Genomic DNA, 24,277 nt, shown 5'->3' with positions numbered 1-24,277 from the left:
GATGGTGGCCGCTTCGCTCTCCACCCCCACCGCCCCCGCCGGCGCCGTTCCCGGTGGCTGGGTCGCCGCCCTGCTGGCGAACGCCACTGGTGTCGCTTCCAGTGGCGCCGATGCCCTGGCGGCCACGCGCGCTCAGGCGGCCCAGGCCCTGGCCCAGGCGCCGCTGCCCTCGCGGCGCCTGGAGGCCTGGCGCTTCACCGACCTGGCACCGCTCACCGCCCTGAAGCCCGCCCTGCTCAGCCCCGCCGCTGCGGCCCAGCCCGAGGTGGCCGCCGGCAGCCTGCGCCTGGTGCTGGATGGCCACAGCGATCCCCTGGCCGGGATCAGCCTGCCGCCTGGCCTGGAGCCCATCAGCGCCGCCGAACTTGAGGCGTCCCTGGGCCAGGGGCTGGCCGCCACCGGCAGCGCCGAGCTCTGGCCGGTGCTGCTCAACGGCGCCACGGCGCAACAGGTGCTGGCCCTGCGGGTGCGCGGGGCCGTCGCCACCACCCTGGAGCTGGTGAGTGACGCCGGCGACGGCGAGGGGATCCTGCCCCTGCGGCTGCTGCTGGTGCTGGAGCCCGGTTCCTCCCTGGAGATCCTGCAGGTGCACCGCAGCGGCGGCGCCAACCTCACCAGCGTGGTGCTGGAGGCCCGCCTGGGCGAGGGCGCCGAGCTGCGCCACGGCCTGCTGGCCCCCGGTGCCGACACGGGCTGTCTGCTGGCCACGGTGGCGGTGGAGCAGGCCATGGGCAGCCGCTACAGCGGCGTCAGTGCCCACGGCGGCTGGGCCCTGGGGAGGCTGGAGCCGCGGCTGGTGCAGCGCGAGGGGGCGGCCCACAGTGCCCTCAAGGCCCTGCAGCTGGCGGATGGCCGCCAGATCAGCGACACCCACAGCCAGATGGTGTTCGATGGGCCGGACGGGCGGCTCGAGCAGCTTCACAAGGCGGTGGCCGACGGCCAGGGCCGCAGCGTGTTCAACGGCGCGGTGCAGGTGCCGAGGCTGGCCCAGCGCACCGATGCCGCCCAGCTGAGCCGCAACCTGCTGCTTTCGGACCGGGCCCGCATCGACACCAAGCCCGAGCTGGAGATCGTCGCCGACGACGTGCGCTGCGCCCACGGCGCCACCGTGAGCCGGCTGGAGCAGGACGAGCTCTTCTACCTGCAGAGCCGCGGCATCGCCGCCGACCAGGCGGCCCGGTTGCTGTTGCGGGGCTTCTGCGAGGAGGTGCTGCAGGACCTCCCCGGGGCCGCCCGGCCGTGGCAGCCTCTGGCCAGCCTGTTGGGGGAGCAGGGACGATGACACCCACCTCCACCAACTCCCCGATGGTCGCGGCGCCGCCTCTGGCGGCCACGCCCGTGGTGGCCGACCTGGCGGTGCAGACGCGCCCCGATTTCCCCCTGCTGGCCCAGACGGCCTGCCTGGGGCAACCGCTGATCTACCTGGATTACGCCGCCACCAGCCAGAAACCGCGCCAGGTGCTGGAGGCGCTGCAGCAGTACTACAGCCTCGACAACGCCAACGTGCACCGCGGCGCCCACCAGCTGAGCGCCCGCGCCACCGACCATTTCGAGGCGGCCCGGGGCAAGGTGGCCGCCTTCATCGGTGCCGCCAGCGCCCGGGAGATCGTGTTCACCCGCAACGCCAGCGAGGCGATCAACCTGGTGGCCCGCACCTGGGGTGACGCCAACCTGCGCGAGGGCGATGAGGTGCTGCTGTCGGTAATGGAGCACCACAGCAACCTGGTGCCCTGGCAGCTGCTGGCGGCCCGCACGGGCTGTGTGCTGCGCCATGCGGGCGTCACCGAGAGCGGCGAGCTGGATCTGGAGGACCTGAAGTCCAAGATCAGCGATCGCACCAAATTGGTGAGCCTGGTGCATGTGAGCAACACCCTGGGCTGCCTCAATCCGATCGAGGCGGTGGCCGAGCTGGCCCACGGGGCCGGTGCGCTGCTGCTGGTGGATGCCTGCCAGAGCCTGCCCCACAAGCCGGTGGACGTGGCCGCCCTGGGGGCCGATTTCCTGGTGGGTTCGTCCCACAAGCTGTGCGGGCCCACGGGCATGGGCTTCCTCTGGGCCCGCGAAGCCCTGCTGGAGGCGATGCCCCCGTTCCTGGGCGGCGGCGAGATGATCCACGACGTCTACCTCGACCACAGCACCTGGGCCGATCTGCCCCACAAGTTCGAAGCCGGCACCCCGGCGATCGGTGAGGCGATCGGCATGGGTGCCGCCCTCGATTACCTGCAGAACCTGGGCATGGAGCGCATCCACGCCTGGGAGCAGCAGCTCACCCGGCGCCTGTTCGAGCGGCTGCAGGCCATCGACGGGGTGCGGATCCTGGGGCCCACCCCGGACCAGCAACCCGACCGGGCCGCGTTGGCGGCCTTCAGCGTGGACGGCCTGCATGCCAACGACATCGCTACCCTGCTGGATTCAGCGGGCATCTGCATCCGCAGCGGCCACCACTGCACCCAGCCCCTGCACCGCCACTACGGCCTGGCCAGTTCCGCCCGCGCCAGCCTGGGCTTCACCACCACCCCCGAGGAGATCGACCGCTTCGCCGAGCAACTGGAAGGCACGATCGGGTTTTTGAGGGAGCACAGCTGAGGGGGGAGATCAGGGGGCATGCTTGGCCTTGCGTTGGCTCTTGCTTGAGAGACGGCCAAGGCTCTGGTCTGGTGTGTCTAACGGCCTGAACACGCGGATAGCGGAGCCGTGACCCACGGCTTTCATTGCTGGATCGAAACCGGGTAACTCCTGCGCTGCACCCTTTTGGGCAGAACTTCGGTTCAAGTCCCCAGTGTGGTTCAAGGAATGATGGGGCTACTATCGCGTGGTTATTGGAACCCATCTGATTGGAGTTCGAAGGATCGGAGAGAGAGCAGAGAGCGCTTGCTCTTCCAATCACTTTCCGGGCTCTGCTCCCATGCTGGATGTTGTTGAGCGGACCCAATATCCCATCGCCAGACTCTCTCCTGCTGAGGAACGCGCATCTGGCAGGAGGCTTGGCATTCGATGATCACAGCTAGCGTGACGGAAGACGATGGCCCCTGCCGCCACAGCGGTGATCCGTCAGGAGGGACCTTGGTGGCTGGGCTGGGTGGAGGAGCTGTTGGCATCCCTACGGCAGGTGCCTGGTGTAGATCTTGAATTCAATCGCCTTGAAGCCTTGGAGGCTGCTGGCCCGGGTGATGAGGGGCATGCACTCCCCCTGTGAAATGACGGGATCTGCTGCATCATCTCAACGAGAATGGCTGCAAGCTCTTGAGGGATGGTGGCCATCATTGATGGTGGTGGAACCCAATCCAGAATCGTCGGAGCGCAATCCCGCGCCATTTTGAGATCGAGGAGCTTCTGGCTCGCAGAATCTGCAAGGATCTTGGAGTTCCTAAACCGGAATAGGAAAATGTCTCAATTGGATGCTGTAGATTTTCTTGCGTGCGACGATTTCTCTATGGCTAGTCCCCATGAGTTTTGATGATGACGCCAAGTCCTGCAAACGTTATCTGTTGAGAGGCGACACTTCGGGCAGGCCCCTTGAGCGGAAGGGTCACCACTGGTTTGCTGCGTATATCAGATACGATTTACCTGCCACACAGAGGCAGCGGTAGCTGCACCCCACCACCATGGAGAACCATGCGAATCACGATTGAGGTCAATGTTGCTGCTCCCATCGAAGACGTGTGGAAAGCGTGGACATCACCTGCTGACATTCAGCAGTGGAATGCGGCTTCCGACGACTGGCACTGCCCGAATGCGGAAATTGAGCTGATCCCCGGTGGGGCGTTCTCTTACCGAATGGAGGCCAAGGACGGCAGCATGGGCTTTGATTTCGAAGGCACTTTCACCAGAGTGGACCCCTGTAAATGCATCGAATTCGCTTTGGAAGACGAGCGGCTCGTTCTCGTGGAGTTCACAGAGGGTGAACAGACGGTGACTGTTCGTGAGAGCTTCGACGCCGAATCAGTCAACTCGGCTGAGCTGCAACGGCAGGGTTGGCAAGCCATCTTGGACAGATTCGCTCGTCACGTTGAGGCGAAGAAGCTTCGCTGAGGGCAATGTCGTTGCCGCTGACGTCCAGACCCACAAGCCGGGAGTTGTGGACTTCCTCAACCCCCAGCAGCGATTGCCTGCTTCTGATCCTGCCTCTTGACGTGAGCTGTCGACATCCGAGCAAGTGCATAGCGTTCTGAGCCATGGGCCGACGATCTGCGGCACGGGCTGATGGCATGGATGCCCAGCAATTCGTGGTGACTGGCTGGCAGGAACGGGGCCCTTAGGGCCTTGCCACTGGCCCCTGTCTGGGCCCTGCTCGTCCTGCACATGTGTCCCGGTATCGCTGATGCCGGCTACGGAGTGGTAGGAGCCAACCGTCCTGCGACTTGCCAAAGCAATGATGCACTCGGGCCACGCCTGGCCTTAGATTCCATTCTGGCTTCAGACGCATGGATGAACGGCTGGACTTGAGTGCCATGCACTTCGTGACCAGCACCGTACAGACCCACTGGCTATCGATCAACGTCTCTGATCAGGAGTTTTTGTTGTTGACGCCGCCATGCTCAAGGAAGCCTGACCCCTTGACAGGAGTACAGTCACGCCTCCGGTCCATTTCTGTCAGGGCACGGATGACAGGCTGGTTCCTGCACCCATCAACAGGACGCTGGCGGACAAGACCCCAGGCCCCATCTGGCCATGGATAAGACCACCGTGACACCTCAAGTGCCCACGCTTCCACCTGCGCCGCGAGCCATTCGGAAGGGCACGCCTCTGAAGCACCTGCTGGACGACGCGGCCATTGAGTGTCTGGCGCGAAACATCCGGTGCGTTGATGCCGGATTTCCTGTTGGCCGATTCTGCGACTCCGCTCGGACAGGACTTGAGCCTCTTTCGCTCATGCAACGGGGTCTGCACATCGCCAGGTCGCTTCATGCCTTCCTGCCTGGGAACTATGAGCAGGCCATTCAGACCCTGATGGCGTCGTTGACGCCGGGGAAATCGGATACGGAAGACCTGGGGACGGCTGGCTTTTTCTATCTTCCCCACAGCTTCTTTGTTTCTGAGTACGGTCATGATCCCCAATACAACGGTGGCCACGATCCCTTTGAATCATCGATGCTGGCGTTGCATGCCCTCACCATGCGGTTCACCTCGGAGTTCGCCATCCGCCCCTTTCTGATCCAGCAGCAACAGCGCACGCTGAAGACATTGGATCTGTGGATCACCGACCTGAACCCGCATGTGAGGCGCCTCTGCAGCGAGGGGACGCGGCCAAGGCTCCCCTGGGGGAAACGCCTCGCCTCGTTTGTTGCCGATCCCAGGCCCACACTGCCGATTCTTGAATCCCTCAAGGATGATCCATCCCTTTATGTGCGCCGCAGCGTGGCCAACCACCTGGGGGACATCGCCAAAGACCATCCGAATCTCATCTACGCCACCTGTGAGCGTTGGTTGCAAGCGGGTGCTTCCCGTGATCGGCGATGGCTGATCCGCCATGCGGTTCGCTATCCGGCCAAACAGGGAGAGGCACGCGCACGGAAGATTCGTGAAGCCGCTTGCTAACATTCACTGAGTTTTCAGTATTGGATGAAGAACGGGTTTTCGAATCTGCCTTCCAGTCGCTTTCTTCATGGGGCGCAGGCGTCGTCTCATTTCTTCCGATTCGCCTTCCTGGCCATGGCCGCCGTCGCTGCGGCCGGTTCCGCCCCTGGCCATGCAGGGCAGGGTGCTAGAGGGTTTGGCCCGGCATGGACTTCCGTCGCCTGCAAGACCTTCGATGTGCCGGCCGCCATCGCCGCCCAGTCGGATTGCGGCTACGTCACCGTCCCCGAGCAGCATGCCAAGGCCAACGGACGCACTATCCAGCTTGGCGTGATCCGCGCCCGCAGCACGGGGAAAAACCCTGCGCTCGATCCCCTGTTCATCGAACAGGGTGGCCCTGGGGATTCCACCATCGGCGACATTGCCAACGGCGCTCTCCCGACGTTCCCCGAACTCCAGGCGTTGCTGCAGGACCGTGATCTGATCTTCATGGAGGAGCGGGGCACCCGGTACGCCAAACCCTTCCTCTATTGCCCTGAACTGAATGCCCACAACATTGCCGTGGCCCAGGGGAAGCAGAACTACACCGATGCGGGCTGGATCAGGGCGTGCAACGCCCGCTTCAAGGCCCAGGGGATCAATCCCAGCGCCTTCAACACCCGCGAGAATGCCGCCGATCTCTACGCCGTTGCCGAGACGCTGGGCTATCCGGTCTTCAGCTACTACGGCGTGTCCTATGGCACCTTGCTGGGCCAGTACGTCATCGCCCAGGCCGACCAGCACAGATCGAAACTCCGCAGCGTGATCCTCGATGGCGTCGTGCGGCCGGATGTGGATTTCAATCTGGCCTCGAGTCACACGATCAGCTATGCCCTGAGGAACGTGTTCCGCGCCTGTGCGCAGGACCAGGCGTGCAACACGGCCTATCCCAACCTGGAGCCGACGTTTCTGGCCATCGTCGACCGGCTCAACCGGACGCCCATCCCCCTGACCCTCACGATTCCCTCGAGCAACGAGACCTTCACCACCCAGCTCGATGGCAAGGCCTTCGTCATGGGCGTCGTGCCCTATCTGGCCCGGCCCTATTCCGGTGAATCGGCCCGCGGCAGTTCCCTGCCCCGGCTCATCCACGCCGCCAGCCAGGGCGATTTCGGCTGGATCGCCGATGCCCTGTCGGATCTCGAGCCGCGCGGGGCCAGGGAGATGTATCACACGGTCCTCTGCGCCCGTGGTCGATCGGTGCGGGTCCAGCCCGCCCAGGTGCTGCCGGCACCCTATCCGCAGCTGCTCCCTGTGGGCCTGCGCGAAGCCGAGGCCGTGAACAACGCCTGCGACGTGCTCCAGGTGGAGCAGAAACCTCCGTTCGTTGCTGCCAATCCGCAGATTCCCACCCTGGTGCTGAACGGCTCCTACGACCCGGTCACGCCAGCCCCCTACGGGGACGCCGTCGCCAGGAACCAGACCACCGCCTACGTGGTCACCTTCCCCGGTGTGGGCCACGGGGCCTTGTTTGCGCCCCAGGGGATGCCCGCAGCCGCCTGCGTGACACAGATCGCCACCGACTTTCTGGCCAACCCCCGGCAGGCGCCCGACCGCCGTTGCCTGGCCCAGGTGAGGCCGACCTTCGTCGTTGAGTGATCGCTGCCAGGCTGGGGCCACCGGGGACTGGTGATGCCGCAGACCCTCCTGTCCAACCTCTCCCGCGCGGAGCGGCTGTCGATCGCCGGCACCTACTCCCTGACGCTGCTGGAGAACCTGTGCATGCTCGCCTATCCGGCGCTGACCGGCTGGGCGGTGGACGGCCTGCTGAAGGGCAGCTACCGGGGCCTTTCGGCACTGATCGCCGTGTGGCTGGTGCATCTGGTCACGGCCTTCGTGCGGCAGCGCTTGGATACCCGGGTCTTCATGGGCCTCTTTGCGCGCCTCGCCGTGCTCACCGTGGCCGAGCAGCAGCGCCTCGGCCACGGCACGAGCATCGTGTCGGCGCGGGTCGAGATGATGCGCGACATGGTCGGCTTCTTCGAGGCCGACGTGCCGGCGATGTTCTCCCAGGTGGTGACCGTGCTCGGCTCGCTGGTGATGCTGTTCACCTACGACCTCCAGGCGGGATGGATCGCGATGGCGGTGCTGCTGCCGATGGGGCTCGTCAACGGCTGGTACTGGCGGCGCGCCCTGCGCCTGCACCGGGGCCTCAACGACCAGATCGAGCGCGAAATCGCCGACATCGAGGCGGCGCGCCCGCTGCGCCTGCGGCGCCACTTCGGCCGGGTGCGGCGCTGGCATGTGCAGCTCTCCGACAGCGAATCGTGGACCTGGACCGTGACGGAGCTGGCCACGATCGTGGCGCTGGTGGTGCTCCTGATCGACTTCACCCGATCGCCGGACTTCAGCGCCGGCGCCATCTATGCCGTGCTGGCCTATGTGTTCGATTATCTCGAGGGCCTCGACAGCGCCCCGGCGCTGGTGAACAACGTCGCCCGTCTCCGCGACATCCGGGCGCGTCTCGGCAACGCTGAGGCTGCCGACTGAGCCGCTTACGTGAAAGCGTCTAGCGTCGAAATCCAGCCCAGCGGCTCCGGCGCGATGGTCACCACCCTGCGATCACGGCTGGCGGCCCTGGAAGCGATGCGGTCCATCGGGCCCTGAACCAGCGCCAAGGATCCATGCCACTGATTCAGGTGAAGGTGAAGCCGGGAGCGCGCCTCAGCCAGCTGACGCTGCTGGCGGATGGGACCTATCGCGCTGACGTCCAATCCCTTCCAACCGATGGCAAGGCCAATGGGGAAGTGATCCGGCTGGTGAGCGAGCGGTTCGGTTGTTCGCGATCCGATGTGACGATCAGGTCCGGTCGGACGTCGCGCGTGAAATGGATGGCCATCGAGGCCTAGGTCCCGTCAGAACGGCGCGGGGCCAGGACACAGTCCCACCTCAGAGGGCCAGCTGCTGGAAAGCCTCGCTGGTCATGGGCCTGCCGATCCAATAGCCCTGGATTTCGTCGCAGCCGGCCCGGCGCAGCAGTTCCATCTGCTCGGGGGTCTCCACCCCTTCGGCGATCGTGCGCAGGCCCAGGGTGCGGGCCAGGTTGATGATCGTCAGCACGATGGCGTGGTCGTCGCGGTCCGTCTCAAGCCCACGCACGAACGACTGGTCGATCTTGAGCTTATGGGCGCGGATCCGCTTGAGATAGCTCAGCGATGCGTAGCCCGTGCCGAAGTCGTCGATGGCGATCTGGATCCCTTCCTGGTACAGGCGATCCATCAACAGCAGGGCTTTTTCGGGGTCATCCAGTGTCACCGACTCGGTGAGCTCCAGTTCCAGCCGCGACGGGGGCAGCTGTTCTTCGGCCAGGATGGTCAGGATCCGGCTGGCCAGATCGCTGTTGCGGAACTGAACCGCCGAGATGTTCACCGAGACCGTCAGCGGCGGGGCCCCATCCTGGCCAGGGGGCCGGACCCACGTGCCCGCATCCCGCAGGGCCTGGCGCAGCACCCAGTCGCCCATCGGAATGACCAGGCCGTTGGCCTCGGCGATGGAGATGAATTCCCCCGGGGACACGGAACCCAGTTCCTCCGAATCCCAGCGCAGCAGGGCCTCGGCACCGATGATCCGGTTGGTGACCAGCTCCATCTGGGGTTGGTACAGCAGCTTGAACTCGCTCTTCTTGAGAGCTCTGTGCAGGGCGTTGGAGAGGCGCAGATGGCGGGAGATCCGCTCCTGCACGCTGGGGGTGAAGAACTGGAAACCGTTGCGGTTGCCCTGTTTCACCTGATGCATGGCCGCATCGGCGTTGCTCATCAGGGTGGCCATCGTGCTGCCGTCCTCCGGGTAGAGGGCGATGCCGATGGACGCCGTCGTGAACAGTGTCTCGCCATGGACCTGAAAGGGGGTCTCCACCGTCTTCAGCAGGCGTCGCACCAGCTCCAGCGCCGTCGGCGTCGGTGTCCGGCAGCAGCAGCAGGAATTCATCCCCGCCGGAGCGCGAGAGGGTGTCCCCGGGGCGCAGTTGTCCCTCCAGGCGGCGGGCGATCTCCACCAGCAACTGGTCGCCGACGAAATGCCCCAGGCTGTCGTTGACGGTCTGGAAGTGATCCAGGTTGAGGTTGAGCAGAGCCAGATGACCGTCCTGCTTCCGGGCCAGCATCAGGGCATGGCGGAAGCGGTCCCGCAGCATCACCCGATTGGCCAGGCCGGTCAGCTGGTCGGAGTACGCCAGCCGCTTGATCTGTTCGTTGGCGAACCGGCGCTCGGTGATGTCGCGGGAGACGCCATGCACCTCGACCCGCCCCGTGCCGACGTTGCGGATCAGGGTGGTCACCACCTCCGTCCAGACGCTGGAGCCGTCCCGGCAGGGCTGTTCCACCTCATCCACCGAAACGATCTCACTGCTGCGCAGGCCCTGCTTGAACTCCTCGAGCTCAGAGCGGATCTGCTCCTCCATCCGCTGCCCGCTCCCCGGCTGCATCGAGTCCCTGAACGGTCGGGCGATCACCTCCTCCGGCGTGTAGCCCCGCATCCGCTTCACGGAGGGGCTCACATACAGGTAACGCATGGTCTCGGGATCGAGGGTCCAGATGACGTCATGCACCGACTCCGTGAGCTGGCGGTACTTGGCTTCGCTGGCGGCCACCTCCTGCTCCAGACGGCGTCGGGCCGCCAGGGCGCTCAGCCGGTTGAGGGCGAGGTCGATGTCGCGCACCATCTCCAGGAGGAGCTGCTGGCTCGGCTCGTCAAAGCCGTTGACATCGGGGTGGTACAGCGCCATGCCGCCGATCACCACGCCGTCGCGATGCAGCGGCAAGGCGGCGCCCGCTCCCCAGCCGTAGAGCCGGGCCCGCTCATGCCAGGGGGCCAGGCTGGCGTCGTTCTGGAAGTCCTGGCACCACTGGGGCTGGTCCTCCCGCAGGGCTCGGCCCATCGGTCCCCGGCCGTAGGGCACGTCCGGGTCGATGCTGATGCGCAGGTCGTCGAGGTACTCGGTGCCCGTGCCGGCCCAGGCCACCGCCCGCAACTCCTGGCACCCGGGTTGGAGCAGACCCGCCCAGGCCATCTTCATCTCGCCGGAGGTCACGGCGATCTGGCAGATCTCCTGCAGCAGCGCCTTGCCGTCCTCGAGGCGGGCCATCGCCTGGTTCGACCGGCTCAGGGCGGTGTAGAGCCGATTCAGGCGCTCGATCCGGCGGGCATCCTGCTTGCGGACCGTGATGTCACGGCTGAGCACCAGGAAGCGCGGCTGGCCCTGGGAGGGGAGGCTGCGTTGCGACACCGACAGCTCGAACCACGCCGGCCCGTCGGGCAGGGGCAGCTGAATCTCCTTCCCATGGCTGAATCCCCTGCTGCCGGCCTCCGCCAGGGCCTCCTTCACCACGGTGGCGGCGGCTTCCGGCAGCACCTCGTTCAGGGAGTGGTTCACCTGTTCCTCGGCGGGGCGGGTCAGCAGGTTGTGGCGCGGGCTGTGGACGTCCAGGATCTGCCCATCGGCGGAGAGTTCGATCAGGGGGTCGGGGATGGCCTCGATCGTGCTGGTGAGCACATCGCGGGCTTCGGCCAGGTCGCGGGTGCGGCGGCGCACCTCCAGCTTCAGGCTGGCGCTCCACAGCGCGATCAGCCCCGCGGCCGCCCCCGTGGCCCCGAGCACCTGGAGTCCATGGCGGGCCAGCCAGCTGAAGCGGGGGTGGACGCCATCGCCCAGCCACTTGCGTTCCATGGCGGCTTCCTCGGCCGCACTGATCCGTTGGAAGCCCGCGATCACGGTGTCCCGCAGGGCGGTGTGGTCCTTGCGCACGGCCTCGTACATGGCCGAGGTGTAGATCGGCGGCGATTGCAGGAACTCCTCGCTCAGTCCCTCCCTGGCCAGGATGTAGTTGGCCGGCAGCTCATTCATGCAGAACACCGGCAGGCTTCCGGAGCTGGACGCCTCGATGAGGGCGCTGTAATCCGGGTAGATGCGGAAGGTGCGGTGGCCGGCCGCCTTGAGTTTTTCGATGCACACATCGCCGGCGCGAACCCCCACCTTGAAGGCCTTGCTGGTGTCGAGATCAACGATTCCGCTCAGCCTGCGGTCGTAATAGAGGCGAACATCCACCTCCAGATAGGGTTGGGTGAAGGCGTAGATTCTCTCCCGGTCCCTGGTGCGGGCCATGGCGGCGATGACATCGGCGCGGCCGGCCTGGACAGCCTTCTGGGCCTCCAGCCAGTCCATCGCCTGCAGCTCCACTGGGATGCCTGTGCGACGCTGCCAAAGATCCCAGCGATCCCTGGCCAGGCCCTGGATCCGGCCCTGGGAATCCACGAAGCTGATCGGCGGGAAGGCGTCGCTCACCACCACCCGCAGGGGCCGCTGAGCCGGGGCTGCAGCGTTCGCTTCGGCCGGCACGGTCAGGCAGGCCAGGACGAGCAGGGGAATGCAGGAGGCCCAGCGGAACGTGGAACGGGCCGGGGAACAGATGAAGATTGGAAAGAAAGACGTTGCGCCCTCGGATCGCCCGCGGGCTCGATTGGTTTCAACCTACTCAGCCCGTCGCGCCGGGGCATCCCGCCAGGCCTCCCCTCCGACCGCTACGCCGGCCTGAGCACCGCCAGGGACTCGGCCCGGTGCTGGCCCTGCCAGGCCCACCGCCACCGCCAGCCCGCCGCCTCCGCCTCCCGCACGATCGCCTCCGGGTCGGCCGGATGGTCCCACTGGCTCAGGTGCTCGATCACCTCCTCCTGCCGCTCCGGCTCCAGCGGGCTCCAGCCGTGCACGCGGGCGCAGTAGCGGCCCACGTAGGTGTCACGGTCCTCCCCCGGGGCGCGGAACACATCGGCCCAGAGCAGCAGGCCCCCCGGGGCGATGCGGCGGCGGCAGCCCCGCAGGAAGCGGCCCTTGTCCGGCTCCTGCAGATGGTGCACGGCGAAGCTGCTGAAGATCAGATCCACCGGCGGCCCCTCCGGCTCCGCCTCGGCCCAGGCCAGCAGATCCCCCTCCAGGAAGCGGCTGGGGTAGGGCACCGCCCCGAGGGCCTCGGCGGCCAGGGGCAGCACCGCCCCGTTCAGGTCCAGGCCCGTGAACGAGGCCAGCGGCAGGCGCCGCAGCAGCGGCGGCAGCAGGGACAGGTCGCCGCAGCCCAGGTCCACCGCGTGGGGGGGCGGCTCCGCGGGCCCGCGCTGCGCCAGCCAGCCGTCGATGGTTCGCGTGATGGCGGCGGTGAGGGCCCCGTGCTCCATCAGGTCGTGCTCCAGCACCCGGCGGTAGGTGCTCCAGTGGCGGGAGAAGAACGTCATGGCCGCGATTCTGGCGGCCCCGTCGCCTCCGGCACTGCCACCCCGTCAGCTTTCGGAGGCCATCGCTATGGTCAGCGCCACTTCGGCGCGGCGGCGCGAGTCAGCAGTGACGGAACGGCGGATGCATCTGGTGCGCTGGGCGCTCACCACCGGCTGGATCCTGATCATCCTCTCGCTGCTCTACGACCCGTTCACGCCCCGGTTCACCGCGCCCGACCACCCCTGGAGTCCCCTGCGGCTGCCGGAGGCCTGCGTGACGGTGCAGGGCACCTGCCTGATCGAGACCCCCTATCCCCTGGGCACCACCCTGTTCTGGGGTCTGGTGGTGCCCTCGGGGATCTTCATCCTGCTGGTGTTCGGCCATGAGCTGTGGCGGCGCATCTGCCCGCTCTCGTTCCTCTCCCAGATCCCCCGGGCCCTGGGGCTGCAGCGCCAGATCGCCCGGGTGAACCCCAAAACCGGCGAGAAACGCCTGCAGCTGGCCAAGGTGCCGGCCGATTCCTGGCTCGGCAAGCACTACTCCCGGCTGCAGTTCGGCTGGCTGTTCGTGGGCCTCTGCGGCCGCATCCTCTTCTTCAACGCCGACCGCCTGGTGCTGTTCGCCTGGCTGGCCTTCACCATCGTCTGTGCCATCGCCGTGGGCTGGCTCTACGGCGGCAAGAGCTGGTGCCAGTACTTCTGCCCGATGGCACCGGTGCAGAGCGTCTTCTCCACCCCCACGGGCCTGCTGGGCAGCAAGGCCCACATGGCCAGCACGCCGATCACCCAGTCGATGTGCCGCACCGTCCAGCCCGACGGCAGCGAGCAGAGCGCCTGCGTGGCCTGCCAGCAGCCCTGCATCGACATCGACGCCGAGCGCCTCTACTGGGCCCGTCTGCCCAGCCCCGCCTTCGCCTTCGAGCGCTACGGCTACGTGGGTCTGGTGTTCGGTTACTTCGTCTATTACTACGTCTACGCCGGCAACTGGGAGTACTACTTCTCCGGCGTCTGGCTGCGCCAGGAGGACCAGCTGGCCCAGCTGCTGCGTCCAGGATTCTTCCTGTTCGGCCAGCCGATCGATGTGCCCAAGCTGGTGGCGGTGCCCCTGTTCCTGGGGCTGTGCACCTGGCTGGGAACCCTCGCCGGCCGGGCGATCGAATCGGCCCTGCGGACCCGGGAGCGGCGCCGCGGCGTCGAGCCCGACCGCGAGCGGATCCGCCACCGGGTGTTCGTGGTGGCCACTTTCCTGGTGTTCAACTTCTTCTTCCTGTTCGCCGGCCGGCCGCTGCTGCTGCTGGCGCCGGCCTGGCTCCAGTACCTCTTCGACGTGACCCTGGTGGCGGTCAGCACCCTCTGGCTCTACCGGGCCTGGAACCGCTCCCCCGATCTCTACGGCCGCGAGAACCTGGCCGAGCGCTTCCGCAAGCAGCTCACCCGCATGGATCTCGATGTGGGCCGCTACCTCGACGGCCGCTCCCTGGCCGACCTGGGCACCGAGGAGGTGTACGTGCTGGCCAAGGTGCTGCCGGGCTTCACCGGCCAGAAGCGGCTCGAGGCCTACAAGGGCGTGGTGCGCGAAGCCCTGGAGGAGGGTTTCGTCAACGCCGCCAGCAGCCTGGAGGTGCTCAAGCAGATGCGCCTGTCTCTCGGCATCAGCGACGGCGAGCACCGCCAGGTGCTCGATGAACTCGGCGTGGAGGATCCCGGCCTGCTCGATCCCGACAGCCGCCGCAGCCTGGAGGACCAGATCCGCCTCAGCGGCTACCGCAAGTCCCTGGAGCGGCTGATGCTGGTGCAGCGCCTCGGCAGCGGCCCGGTGGCAGTCGGCCCCGACGGCGCCGCCCTGCAGGCCCTGCGGCGCGAGTACGGCATCTCTTCGCGCGAGGAGGAGCAGGTGCTCGATGACCTCTCCCCCGCCGCGGCGGCGACCCACAAGGTGGAGCGGCTGCTGGAGCGACTGCCCGCCCTCACCGACGGCTACCGGGCCCTGCACCAGAGCGCCCTGCGCCACCAGTCCGCCGTGCTGGCCCTGCTCGACGACCGGCTGCAGCTGCGCAAGGAGTTGACGCTGCGGGCGATCCTCGATGGCCTGGCCACCCTCCAGGAGGATCCGGCGGTGCCGGCCCTGGTGCAGCGCCTCCAGGCCATCGCCCCCCTGGAGCTGCCGGAACTGCTGCACCGGGAGGGTTGGGATCGCCGCCTGCCGGCGGCCGTCGCCGGCACCCTGGCCCACCCCGGCGGGGAGGCCCCCTCCTGTTCCCTGGAGGTGCCCGTGGAGGAGACCCTTGGCTTCCTGGCCACCCTGGCCGCCGATGCCAGCCCCACCCTCGCCTCCGCCGCCCTGTTCCTGACGGCCTGCCTCGATGGCGGCCGGGCCCGGTCGATGGCGGCCGAACTGGCCGTGCCCGGGGCCCCGCCCCTGCTGCTCCAGACCGCCCGGGCGGTGGAGGCCCTCGACGGCCACCCGGAGCTGCGCGGTTTCCCGGAGCTGGAGAAGCGGGTGTTCCTGGCCACCAGCGATTTCTTCCGCCGCAGCGACGCCGACACCCTCGATGCCCTGGCGGCCCAGGCCGATGTGCGCGCCTTCGCCAAGGGCGAGCTGATCACCGAGGCGGGCGACACCTGCCGGGAGCTGCTGCTGCTGATCGAGGGCATCGCCCGGGTCCATCACCGGGACGGGGAGCGCACCTGGGTGAAGGATCTCCAGCCCGGCCGGGTGCTGGACGAACTCCAGGTGCTCACCCACAGCGCCTCGGAGAGCACGATCGTGGCCGAGGCCGACGGCACCCGCCTGCTGGCCGTGCCGGTGGATTCCTTCGATGCGGTGCTGGAGCGCGATCCCGATTTCGCCCGCCGGGTGCTGGAACTGGAGAGCGGCCAGCTGCAGCGGCTGATGCGGGCGGGGGTCTCCTGAGTCCGGAGTCCCCCGGCGCCGTTGGTACCCTTGCGCCCATGTACGTGCTGATCGGCGGGGCGGGAATGATGGGGCTGGGCCTGGCCAGCCAGCTCCTTCAGCTCGGCCACACCGTCGCGATCATCGACATCGATCCGCTGGCCTGCGGCTTCGCCCGCGAGAAGATCGGCGTGATGGCCTTCGAGGGCAGCGCCGTCAGCTCCACCGTGCTGATCGAGGCCGGCATCCGCAAGGCGGATGCGGTGGTGGCCGCCCTGCGGGACGATGCCCTCAACCTGGCCCTGATCACCCTGTCGCGCAGCTACGGCAGTTCCCACATCGTGGTGCGCATGCGCGATCGCGAGTTCCTCCAGGCCTACCGCCTCGCGGGAGCCAGTCACATCATCAGCACCATCGATCTGGCGGTGGCGACGATGGCGAATGCGATCGAATATCCCGATGTGGAATCGATGATGCACTTCGAGCAGGGCCAGGTGAAGGTGCTCAAGCTGCCGGTCCCCGCCGATTGTTCCGTGGCCGGCCGCAGCGTCGCCGCGATCGCCCAGGATCCCCGCTTCCCGAGCGGCTCCCTGATCATCGGCTATCAGATCAATCCCGAGGCCAGCGTCGAGATCCCCAACGGCAACACCGTGCTCCAGGCCGGTTCCACGATCCTGGTGGTCACCAGGCCGGAGTTCGTGCACCCGCTGATCGACTATCTCGGTCTCAGCGCTCGTCGTCGTCCAGCGCTAAAAGTTTCTCATCCAAATCTCTGACGAAGGGCTGCACGAGATCGTCCGGCACGATGCGCTTGCGCAGCGCCTCGATCAGGGCCCCCTTCTCGGCCAGGAGCAGGCGTCTGCGGATCGCCTCCAGCGGTCGGCCCCCGGGCTGATCAGGGCCGGAGCGCCCCTCGCTGTAGGCCTCCCGCAGCACCCGTTCGGACGCCGCCACCCGGGCCTGGTAGGAGGCCCAGAGTTCCTCGTAGGCGGTCTTCGGCAGCACCCCGGACTTCAGCAGCCGGTCGAGTTCCTCCTGGGCCGCCTTGGAGGCGATCAGCTGGATCTGGAGCCTGCCGATTTCGGCGCCGACCGGTGACACCTGGGCGATGTTCAGGCGCCCGATCAGCCAGGGCAGCGCCAGCGCCTGGATCACCAGGGAGAACAGCACCGCGCCGAACACCAGCTCGATGATGCCGCTCCTGCCGGCCAGCGACAGGGGAATCGCCACCGCCATCGCCATCGAGAGCGAGCCTTTGATGTTGCCGAACACCAGCACGTGCTGCCAGCGCAGGGGGATCGGTCGGTCGAAGCGGCGCAGCAGCGCCAGCAGCCCGTACACCGTGAGCACCCGCGCCAGCTGGTAGGCCAGCACCACCAGGGCGATCGCCGGCAGCGACGTCCACAGGGTCAGGGGGTTGATCTCGAGGCCGATCAGCAGGAACAGGAAGGTGTTGACGATGAATCCGGCGTACTCCCAGAAATTCAGCACGGTGAGCCGGTCGGTGGCCGTGTCGCTGCGTGGCAGGCCCTGGTTGCCGAAGACGAGCCCGGCGATCACCACCGCCACCGCACCGGAGACCCCCAGAAACTGGCCGAACTGAAACGTCCCCAGGGCCAGGGGCACCGTGAGCAGCAGCGAGCTGAGGGGATCGTGGAGCCGCAGGAACACCGGCAGGCAGAGGTAGCCCAGGACGCCGCCCACCAGCACCCCTCCCACCGCCACCACCACCATCTCCCGCAGCCCCTGCGCCACCGTGATCGAGCCCGAGGCATGGATCAGCAGCAGCAGGTTGAAGCTGACCAGGGCGGCCGCATCGTTGAACAGGGTCTCGCCCTCCACGATCGTCGTCAGCCGCGCGGGCACCCGGATCTCCTTGAAGACCGCGATCATCGACACCGTGTCGGTGTTGGCCAGGATCACCCCCACCAGCAGGGCAGGGATCCAGGGGAGCCCCAGCACCAGATGCACCAGCAGCGCGATCACCCCCGAGGCGACCAGGGAGCCCGGCCCCGCCAGCAGCGCGATCGGCTTGAAGGTGCTGCGCAGCCGGCTGATGTCGGTGTTGATCGCCGCCTCGAAGATCAGGATCGGCAGGAAGAGATTGAGCACCAGCGAGGGATCGAGCCCGATCCGCCGCGAGAACACCTCGGTGAACGGCAGGCCCGCCAGCACCAGGCCGGTCACGTAGGGCAGCCGCAGCCGCTGGGCGATCAGGGCCACCGCCGTCGCCAGCAGCAGCAGCACGATCGACAGGCTCACCAGTTCGGGGAGGCCACCGGCCGTCGGTCCGGCGGTGGCGCCGCCGCCCGCCACCGTCGCCATGGCCAGCCCCATCTCGTTCAAGTCGGCCACCGCGGGGTTGGGGTCTTCGGTCCGCTCGGTTCGATCGCGGAGCCCCATTATTGGCTCAGGTGGCCACCCTGGGCCGCCCTGGCCAGGGCGGGCGGGTCGTTGCGATGCTGGGCAGGCGCTGGGGGCGGCAGGCTCTTGCCCAGGGGGATCGCTGCGGGCGGTATCGGGTGTGCCATCGCCCTGACGGCGGTGCTCTCCCCTGCATGGGCAGCCGCCCCGGCGGGTCCGGCGGCGGCGGGGGAGGGGGCGCCATCCTGCGTGGCCCGGATCGCCGCGGTGCAGCGGGAGATCCTGGGCCGCAACCTGGCCACCGGCTCCGGGCCGCCCCTCAACGCCTTCCAGCAGCTCAACCCTTACGCCCTCGAGCAGGCCGCCGCCCTCGATCGCGCCCGGGCGGCGGGCGCCCCCGCCGGCCCCCTCCACTGCCTGCCGCTGGCGGTGAAGGACAACTTCGCCACCGCCGACCAGCCCATGGCGGCCGGATCCCTGGCCCTGCTGGGCAACCAGCCCGCCGCCGATGCCGAGGCGGTGGCCCAGCTGCGGGCCGCCGGGGCGATCGTGGTCGGCACCACCACCATGGACGAGTTCGCCTTCGGCATCCGCGGGCTGTCTGGGGCGGCGGGCCGGGTGGGCAACGCCTACGACCCCTGGCTCAGCCCCGGTGGCTCCTCCTCCGGTTCCGCCGTGGCGGTGGCGGCGGGGTTCGTGCCCCTGGCCCTGGGCAGCGACAACTGCGGCTCCCTGCGCCTGCCGGCCGTCTACAACGGCGCCGTGACCCTGCGGCCCACCCAGGGGCGCGTCTCCAGCGCCGGCCTGCTGCCGCTGGGTTTCGTCAACGGCACCCCGGGGCTGATCGCCCGCGACCTGGACCTGCTGGCCCGGGGCCTGGCGGTGCTCGATCCCACCTGGCGCTCCGAGCAGGCGGTGGCCCCGCCGGACCTGCGCGGCCGGCGCCTGGCGGTGCTGGCCCGGGCCGGCGACCAGGACCTGGCCCCCACCACCGCAGCGGCGGCGGGGGCCCTGCGGCAGGCCGTGGCGCTGCTGCGGGCGGCCGGGGCGGAGGTGGTCGAGGCGCTGGTGGTGCCGGGGCTCTACACCCGGCTGGGTGCGGACTTCGTCAAGGGCTCGGGGCGCCGCATTGATGCCCAGCTGGCCCGCTACCCCGGCAGCCGGCGCAGCTGGGACGACATCTGCGGCTCCGGCCGCCTGCCGCCGGAGTGGACCCCGGCCGAATGCCGCGACCTGATGGCCAGCGATCCGGCGGCGGAGGCGCGGGCGCGCCGGCGGATGGACGCCAACCGCCGGCGGCTGGAGCAGGCCCTGGTGGCCGGGCGCCTCGATGCTCTGCTGCTGCTGAGCGACCGTCGCGGCGGCGCCCAGCGCGAGACCTCCCCCGCCATCACCTGCATGGTGAGCAGCACCAGCGGCCTGCCGGCGGTGGCGCTGCCGGTGGGTGTCGATGGCCGCGGCCTGCCCGTGGGCCTGGAGATCCTCGGCGCCGGCGGCCGGGACGAGGACCTGATCGCCATCGCCGCGGCGCTGGAGGCCCGCCGCGGGCCCCTGCCGCCCCCCCGACCGGTGGCGCCCCTGGCGTCCCCCCTGGATCTGGCCGGCCACAACCGGCTGGTGCCGCTGCTGGGCTGGAACGCCTGGAAGAGCCGCCGCGGTGAGGCCCTCGGGGATCTCGCGCCCGCCCGCTTCCGGGCCCTCACCGAGGAGCTGCTGCGCCGGCCCGGTGATGGCGGAAAATCGTTGCCGGCGCCCCCTGCGTCCCCGTGACCCCCGGGTCCCCATGACCCCTTCTTCCCGATGAACATCGACGGCAGGCCCTGGCGCACCATCTGGCTGGAGGCGGGCGGACGCTCGGTGGGCGTCATCGACCAGACCCTGCTGCCGCACCGCTTCGTCACCCGCTCGCTCTCCAGCGTCGAGGAGGCGGCCGAGGCGATCGTCACCATGGTGGTGCGGGGGGCTCCCCTGATCGGCGTCACCGGGGCCTACGGCCTGATGCTGGCCCTGCAGGCCGACCCCTCCGACGCCTCCCTGGCCGCGGCCTTCGAACGCCTTGATGCCACCCGCCCCACCGCCATCAACCTGCGCTGGGCCCTGGAGCGGGTGCGGGCCAAGGTGTTGCCCCTGGCGGCGGAGCAGCGCGCCGAGGCGGCCAAGGCCGAGGCGGCCGCCATCGCCGAGGAGGACGTGGCCATGTGCGAGGCCATCGGCGACCACGGCCTGCGCCTCCTCCAGGAGATCGCCGCCGCGCGCCCCGAGGAGCGCCGCGGCCAGCCCCTGAACGTGCTCACCCACTGCAACGCCGGCTGGCTGGCGACGGTGGACTGGGGCACGGCCCTGGCGCCGATCTACAAGGCGCACCGCTCCGGCCTGGCGATCCACGTGTGGGTCGATGAGACCCGCCCCCGCAACCAGGGGGCCAGCCTGACGGCCTTCGAGCTGGGCCGCGAAGGGGTGCCCCACACCGTGATCGTCGACAACGCCGGCGGCCACCTGATGCAGCACGGCCAGGTGGATGCGGTGATCGTCGGCACCGACCGCACCACCCGCAGCGGCGATGTCTGCAACAAGATCGGCACCTACCTCAAGGCCCTCGCCGCCCACGACAACGGCGTGCCCTTCTACGTGGCCCTGCCCGCCTCCACCATCGACTGGACGATCGGCGATGGGGTGAAGGAGATTCCGATCGAGGCCCGCTCCCCCCTGGAGGTGACCCGCATCGCCGGCAAGCCCGCGGCCGGGGAGCCCACCAGCGTGCAGCTGGTGCCCGACGGCAGCGACGGCTTCAACCCGGCCTTCGACGTCACCCCCGCCCGGCTGGTGACGGCCCTGATCACCGAGCGGGGCGTGGCGCCGGCCAGCGAGGCGGGCCTGCAGGCCCTCTACGCCGCCGCTTGATTCACAGCGAGGGCCGCAGCAGGCTGATGGGTTCGCCGGGGCCATCCGGCCGCACCGTCAGGGTGGAGTAGGTCCAGCGGCCGGCCCTCTTGCGGGCCTCCACGTAGAGGGTGCTGCTGCCCCGGGATCCCTGCAGGGGAATGGCCAGCCGGGCCTCGCCCGTGCCACCCGAGAGGCTGACGTTGCCGGAGACGAGGAAGCCCCCCTGGATCGGCGTGCCCAGACGGCCGATCACCACCGGATCCCGCTGGGCCCGGGCCAGGGCCTCCCTGTAGGGCGTGGTCGACTTGAGCAGCCCGAACACGAGGCTGACGATCAGGGCGATGAAGGCGGCCACGCCGGCCAGGCCGGTGAGGCAGCCGGCCGGTACCAGCCACTTCCAGTGACGGCCCCACCAGCTGGGGGCCGGTCGGCTGTCCATGGGGGGAGTCTGCTCGTCGACCCTCAGAGCCCTTCGAAGCGGACGTTGAGGTTGAGCTGGTTGGGGCCGATGGCGGTGGCCTGCAGCACTAGGGCGGCGGCCTTGCCTGCGGCGGTGCCGTCCACCTTGGTGCCCGAGGGGGGATCCAGCACCAGGTTGAAGCCCCAGGGGCCGACCACGGTGTTGACCGTGCGCTCGCTGTAGCCCTGCTTGGCGAGCGACGCCTTCACCTTGGCGAGCAGCTCGTCCGGCTTGCCGGGCAGCTGGGTGTTGAGGCTGGTCTGGCCGATGGCATTGGCGGCGAACAGGCTGGCGGCCGGCTTGGGCAGCGGCAGGGCCAGGCCCTTGAGCAGCGATCCGGCAGGGGTGGCCAGGGCGGCCCCGCCCACCAGGGCGCCGGCTCCCACCATCAGGGAGGTGGAGAGGGCCAGCAGACGGGGGCGCCAGGGCATGGCCTGTTGATCGCGGCAGCAGGGCAACCGTACCCCGATTCCGAAGGCACACCCCCCTGTGGTTCAACACACAGAGGCCCGGACCCGCCGTCGCCTAAACATCGGTACATCGGTCGTCATTCCGTTCAATGCTCTCCCGGATCTCCCGCCCCAGCCGGCGCCTGTTCCTCTCGGTGGCGGCCGGTGCCGCCACCACCCTGGTGGCCACCGGCTTCGCCTTCGCTGAGGCGCCGATCACCCGGGCCCTGGCCGCCGCCCCCGCCCAGGCCAGCGCCGGTGTGACCACCCTGGCCGCCGGCGGCACCACCCTCCAGGTGCTCTCCCCTGAAGAGGCCGCCGCCGCCGCCCGTTCGGGCCGCTGGAAGGTGCTCGACGTCCGCCCGGTGCCGCCGCTCTCCTACGTCGGCGGCCACATCCCCGGGGCCGTGCATCTCTCCGAGCAGGCCTTCCGCGGCCCCAACGGCCGTCTGCCCTTCCAGATCTGGACTCCCACCAAGCTGGCCGGCCTGCTGAGCCAGGCGGGCATCTCCAACCGGGATTCGGTGCTGGTCTATTCCGACGGCAACGACGTGCTCGGCACCGCTCTGGTCTCCTACATCCTCGAGAAGAGCGGCGTGCGCCAGGTGGCGATCGTCGATGGTGGCCTCAGCGGCTACAAGGCGGCCGGCCAGAGCACCACCAAGGCCTTCCCCAGCTTCCAGGCCGCCAGCTTCCGTCCCACCACGGTCCAGGGACTGGCCATCACGCTCGATGAGCTGAAGCCCCTGATCGGCCGCAGGGACGTGGTGATCATCGACCCCCGCCCCAAGGCCCAGTTCGAGGGCACCGACCAGACCTTCATCCGCAACGGTCATATCCCCGGGGCCCGGAACATCCCCTGGCAGGCGTTCACCGAAGCGAACAACGCCGATGAGGCGAAGCGGAACCCCCACAGGCTGAAGTCCCTCGAGGAGATCCGGGCCCTCCTCGTCAGCCGCGGCATCACCCCCGACAAGACGATCATCGTCTCCTGCAGCACCGGCCGGGAGGCCAGCCTGCAGTTCCTTGCTCTCCGGCATCTCCTCAGGTACCCGAACGTGCGGATCTATGAGGGCTCCTGGACCGAATACAGCGCCACCAACCTGCCGATCGCCGTGGGGCCCGAGGGCAGCCCGGCTCAGCAGGTGAGTCTGCGCTGACCCCCACCTCCGTTCCCCCTCCCCGCCGCCATGGCCAAACCCCTCCCCCGCGCCCGCGTCTGGGCGCTGGCCAGCCTGTTGCCGCTGCTGCTGCTCGCCCCGGCCGCCACCCTGGCCTGCGACACCGGCGGCGACAGCTCGGCCCCCGCCGCCCGGACGAAGAAGCGTTGAAACAGCCGCTTCCCCCGGCGCTGGCCGTGGCCCCCGCCGTGGCGGTGGCCGCGGCCCTGGCGATCCGGCAGCCGTCCTCGGCCCTGGTCTGGGGGCTGGGCTGCGGCCTCGGCCATGTCCTGGTCCGCTCCCGGTTCGGCTTCGCCTCCGGCTACCGCCGGTTGCTGCAGCGGCGGGATGCGGCACCGGTCTTCGCCCAGCTGCTGCTGGCGGCGCTGCTGGTGATGGCCATGGCCCTGGTGCTCGCCGCCGAGCCCCTCACGGGCCTGCGGCCGAAGCTGCTGGCGACGCCCCTCTCCCTGCCGTTCCTGGCGGGGGCCTTCCTGTTCGGCATCGGCATGGAGCGGGCCCGGGCCTGCGGCTGCGGCACCCTGGCGGCCACCTCCCGCGGCGGGGTGGGCGTGCTGGCCGCCCTGACAGGCCTTGTGGTGGGCGCCTTTCTCGGCAGCCTGCATGCCCCCCGGCTGGCGACCCTGCCTTTGCCGCGCCTGCCGTCCCCGGTCGGCCTCGACTGGTTCGGCCTGCTGGGCGCCCTGACCCTCCAGCTCGCGTTCATCGCCCTGATCACGGTGCTGCTGACCCGCTGGAGCGGCCAGGTGCCGTGGCATGGCGAGGGCCGCGGCCCCTACGGCGGTGCCATCGCCGTCGCCCTGCTGGCCACGGGCCTGCTGCTGGTGACCGCCGAGCCCTGGAGGGTGCTCTGGGGCCTGGCCCTCAGCGGCGCCCACGCCGCCCGGGCCCTGGGCTGGGATCCCGGCGGCAGCCTGTTCTGGTCCAGTCCCCGGGGCCAGGCCCTGCTGACGGGGCCGGAGGCCTGGCTGTTCAACGAGGCCGTGCTCGTCGATCTGGGCCTGCTCTACGGCGCCGTCGCCACCGCCCTTGCCCAGGGCCGCTTCCGCTGGCGCGGTGAGCGCTCCGAGCCCCTGCCGGACCTGGCCCGGCGTGGCTTCGGCGGCCTGCTGATGGGCTACGGCGGCCTGCTGGCGTCGGGGTGCAACGTCAACGCCTTCCTGGGCGGGGTGATGAGCTTCAGCCTGCACGGCTGGATCTGGCTGGCGGTGGCCCTGGCGGGCTTCGGCGCCTCGCTGCGGCTGTGCCCGGCTCCGGGCCCCGCAGCGCCGTCAGACTGAGTCGCCGCCAC

Annotated in this window: 18 protein-coding genes and 1 pseudogene; 14 read left to right on the top strand and 5 right to left on the bottom strand. The window is 69.0% G+C overall.

Annotated features, from left to right (window positions below):
• Position 1: 1 nt before the first annotated feature.
• From sufD to L107_RS03480, 7 genes are all read left to right on the top strand, one after another.
• Positions 2-1,282 carry a Fe-S cluster assembly protein SufD gene (sufD, locus tag L107_RS03510; RefSeq protein ID WP_201295792.1) on the top strand — a complete coding sequence of 427 codons (1,281 nt, stop codon included), beginning with the start codon at positions 2-4 and terminating at the stop codon, positions 1,280-1,282.
• A 23-nt stretch (positions 1,283-1,305) separates the two neighbouring features.
• The gene (locus L107_RS03505; RefSeq protein ID WP_159816489.1) at positions 1,306-2,586 is read left to right on the top strand and encodes a SufS family cysteine desulfurase; all 1,281 of its coding nucleotides are present in this window, start codon (positions 1,306-1,308) and stop codon (positions 2,584-2,586) included.
• A 1,029-nt stretch (positions 2,587-3,615) separates the two neighbouring features.
• The gene (locus L107_RS03500) at positions 3,616-4,032 is read left to right on the top strand and encodes an SRPBCC family protein (RefSeq protein ID WP_159816476.1); all 417 of its coding nucleotides are present in this window, start codon (positions 3,616-3,618) and stop codon (positions 4,030-4,032) included.
• Positions 4,033-4,872: 840 nt separating this feature from the next.
• Positions 4,873-5,538 carry a DNA alkylation repair protein gene (locus L107_RS03495; protein ID WP_236550488.1) on the top strand — a complete coding sequence of 222 codons (666 nt, stop codon included), beginning with the start codon at positions 4,873-4,875 and terminating at the stop codon, positions 5,536-5,538.
• A gap of 114 nt (positions 5,539-5,652) precedes the next feature.
• The gene (locus L107_RS03490) at positions 5,653-7,155 is read left to right on the top strand and encodes an alpha/beta hydrolase (RefSeq protein WP_159816474.1); all 1,503 of its coding nucleotides are present in this window, start codon (positions 5,653-5,655) and stop codon (positions 7,153-7,155) included.
• Between the two features lie 33 nt (positions 7,156-7,188).
• Positions 7,189-8,046 (top strand): ABC transporter six-transmembrane domain-containing protein, encoded by an 858-nt coding sequence (locus tag L107_RS03485; RefSeq protein WP_159816473.1) that lies wholly within the window; start codon positions 7,189-7,191, stop codon positions 8,044-8,046.
• A gap of 134 nt (positions 8,047-8,180) precedes the next feature.
• Entirely contained in the window at positions 8,181-8,405 is a 225-nt protein-coding gene (locus L107_RS03480; RefSeq protein ID WP_159816472.1) for a DUF167 domain-containing protein, read from the top strand.
• Positions 8,406-8,445: 40 nt separating this feature from the next.
• On the opposite strand, the pseudogene L107_RS16575 reads toward L107_RS03480, so the two are convergent.
• Together L107_RS16575 and L107_RS03465 are read right to left on the bottom strand one after the other, a co-directional pair.
• A pseudogene (locus L107_RS16575) lies at positions 8,446-11,836 on the bottom strand (EAL domain-containing protein); the annotation flags it as partial.
• A gap of 236 nt (positions 11,837-12,072) precedes the next feature.
• A complete protein-coding gene (locus tag L107_RS03465; RefSeq protein ID WP_159816469.1) occupies positions 12,073-12,777 on the bottom strand; it encodes a trans-aconitate 2-methyltransferase in 705 nt (234 codons plus the stop codon).
• A 67-nt stretch (positions 12,778-12,844) separates the two neighbouring features.
• Here L107_RS03465 and L107_RS16895 point away from each other — a divergent pair, with 67 nt between their 5' ends.
• The gene (locus L107_RS16895) at positions 12,845-15,670 is read left to right on the top strand and encodes a cyclic nucleotide-binding domain-containing protein (protein ID WP_304523533.1); all 2,826 of its coding nucleotides are present in this window, start codon (positions 12,845-12,847) and stop codon (positions 15,668-15,670) included.
• A 38-nt stretch (positions 15,671-15,708) separates the two neighbouring features.
• Entirely contained in the window at positions 15,709-16,425 is a 717-nt protein-coding gene (locus tag L107_RS03455) for a TrkA family potassium uptake protein (protein ID WP_159816468.1), read from the top strand.
• Here the strand turns inward: L107_RS03455 and L107_RS03450 are convergent.
• Complete coding sequence (locus tag L107_RS03450) at positions 16,376-18,004, bottom strand: sodium:proton antiporter (RefSeq protein ID WP_236550486.1); 1,629 nt, start codon at positions 18,002-18,004, stop codon at positions 16,376-16,378. The two genes, L107_RS03455 and L107_RS03450, sit on opposite strands and share 50 nt — an antisense overlap.
• Positions 18,005-18,193: 189 nt before the next feature.
• Here L107_RS03450 and L107_RS16890 point away from each other — a divergent pair, with 189 nt between their 5' ends.
• On the top strand, positions 18,194-19,783 hold the full coding sequence (locus tag L107_RS16890; protein ID WP_159816467.1) for an amidase: 1,590 nt from the start codon (positions 18,194-18,196) through the stop codon (positions 19,781-19,783).
• A 30-nt stretch (positions 19,784-19,813) separates the two neighbouring features.
• Complete coding sequence (gene mtnA, locus L107_RS03440) at positions 19,814-20,914, top strand: S-methyl-5-thioribose-1-phosphate isomerase (protein ID WP_159816466.1); 1,101 nt, start codon at positions 19,814-19,816, stop codon at positions 20,912-20,914.
• A 1-nt stretch (position 20,915) separates the two neighbouring features.
• Here mtnA and L107_RS03435 read toward each other — a convergent pair whose 3' ends face one another.
• A complete protein-coding gene (locus tag L107_RS03435; protein ID WP_159816465.1) occupies positions 20,916-21,335 on the bottom strand; it encodes a cytochrome c oxidase assembly factor Coa1 family protein in 420 nt (139 codons plus the stop codon).
• A gap of 23 nt (positions 21,336-21,358) precedes the next feature.
• Positions 21,359-21,787, bottom strand: a complete 429-nt coding sequence (locus tag L107_RS03430) for a hypothetical protein (RefSeq protein ID WP_159816464.1) — start codon at positions 21,785-21,787, stop codon at positions 21,359-21,361.
• 128 nt (positions 21,788-21,915) lie between these two features.
• Here L107_RS03430 and L107_RS03425 point away from each other — a divergent pair, with 128 nt between their 5' ends.
• From L107_RS03425 to L107_RS03415, 3 genes are read left to right on the top strand one after another with little or no spacing between them, the layout of a single operon-like run.
• Positions 21,916-22,965: a sulfurtransferase gene (locus tag L107_RS03425; protein ID WP_159816463.1), complete on the top strand. Its 1,050-nt coding sequence runs from the start codon at positions 21,916-21,918 to the stop codon at positions 22,963-22,965.
• Positions 22,966-22,995: 30 nt separating this feature from the next.
• On the top strand, positions 22,996-23,136 hold the full coding sequence (locus L107_RS03420; protein ID WP_159816462.1) for a hypothetical protein: 141 nt from the start codon (positions 22,996-22,998) through the stop codon (positions 23,134-23,136).
• A complete protein-coding gene (locus tag L107_RS03415; RefSeq protein WP_159816461.1) occupies positions 23,133-24,266 on the top strand; it encodes a YeeE/YedE thiosulfate transporter family protein in 1,134 nt (377 codons plus the stop codon). The genes L107_RS03420 and L107_RS03415 overlap by 4 nt, the downstream gene beginning before the upstream one ends.
• Positions 24,267-24,277: the final 11 nt, after the last annotated feature.

Origin of the sequence: Cyanobium sp. Copco_Reservoir_LC18, assembly GCF_009834675.1 — a bacterium.
Lineage (GTDB): Bacteria > Cyanobacteriota > Cyanobacteriia > PCC-6307 > Cyanobiaceae > Cyanobium > Cyanobium minutissimum.
Note: the sequence above shows the minus strand (reverse complement) of the source record. Positions and strands in the feature narration are given on the sequence as shown.

Coding starts and splice junctions, on each gene's coding strand:
- sufD (WP_201295792.1), top strand. CDS start 2: ATGGTGGCCGCTTCGCTCTCCACCCCCACCGCCCCCGCCGGCGCCGTT.
- L107_RS03505 (WP_159816489.1), top strand. CDS start 1,306: ATGGTCGCGGCGCCGCCTCTGGCGGCCACGCCCGTGGTGGCCGACCTG.
- L107_RS03500 (WP_159816476.1), top strand. CDS start 3,616: ATGCGAATCACGATTGAGGTCAATGTTGCTGCTCCCATCGAAGACGTG.
- L107_RS03495 (WP_236550488.1), top strand. CDS start 4,873: ATGCAACGGGGTCTGCACATCGCCAGGTCGCTTCATGCCTTCCTGCCT.
- L107_RS03490 (WP_159816474.1), top strand. CDS start 5,653: ATGGCCGCCGTCGCTGCGGCCGGTTCCGCCCCTGGCCATGCAGGGCAG.
- L107_RS03485 (WP_159816473.1), top strand. CDS start 7,189: ATGCCGCAGACCCTCCTGTCCAACCTCTCCCGCGCGGAGCGGCTGTCG.
- L107_RS03480 (WP_159816472.1), top strand. CDS start 8,181: ATGCCACTGATTCAGGTGAAGGTGAAGCCGGGAGCGCGCCTCAGCCAG.
- L107_RS03465 (WP_159816469.1), bottom strand. CDS start 12,777: ATGACGTTCTTCTCCCGCCACTGGAGCACCTACCGCCGGGTGCTGGAG.
- L107_RS16895 (WP_304523533.1), top strand. CDS start 12,845: ATGGTCAGCGCCACTTCGGCGCGGCGGCGCGAGTCAGCAGTGACGGAA.
- L107_RS03455 (WP_159816468.1), top strand. CDS start 15,709: ATGTACGTGCTGATCGGCGGGGCGGGAATGATGGGGCTGGGCCTGGCC.
- mtnA (WP_159816466.1), top strand. CDS start 19,814: ATGAACATCGACGGCAGGCCCTGGCGCACCATCTGGCTGGAGGCGGGC.
- L107_RS03435 (WP_159816465.1), bottom strand. CDS start 21,335: ATGGACAGCCGACCGGCCCCCAGCTGGTGGGGCCGTCACTGGAAGTGG.
- L107_RS03430 (WP_159816464.1), bottom strand. CDS start 21,787: ATGCCCTGGCGCCCCCGTCTGCTGGCCCTCTCCACCTCCCTGATGGTG.
- L107_RS03425 (WP_159816463.1), top strand. CDS start 21,916: ATGCTCTCCCGGATCTCCCGCCCCAGCCGGCGCCTGTTCCTCTCGGTG.
- L107_RS03420 (WP_159816462.1), top strand. CDS start 22,996: ATGGCCAAACCCCTCCCCCGCGCCCGCGTCTGGGCGCTGGCCAGCCTG.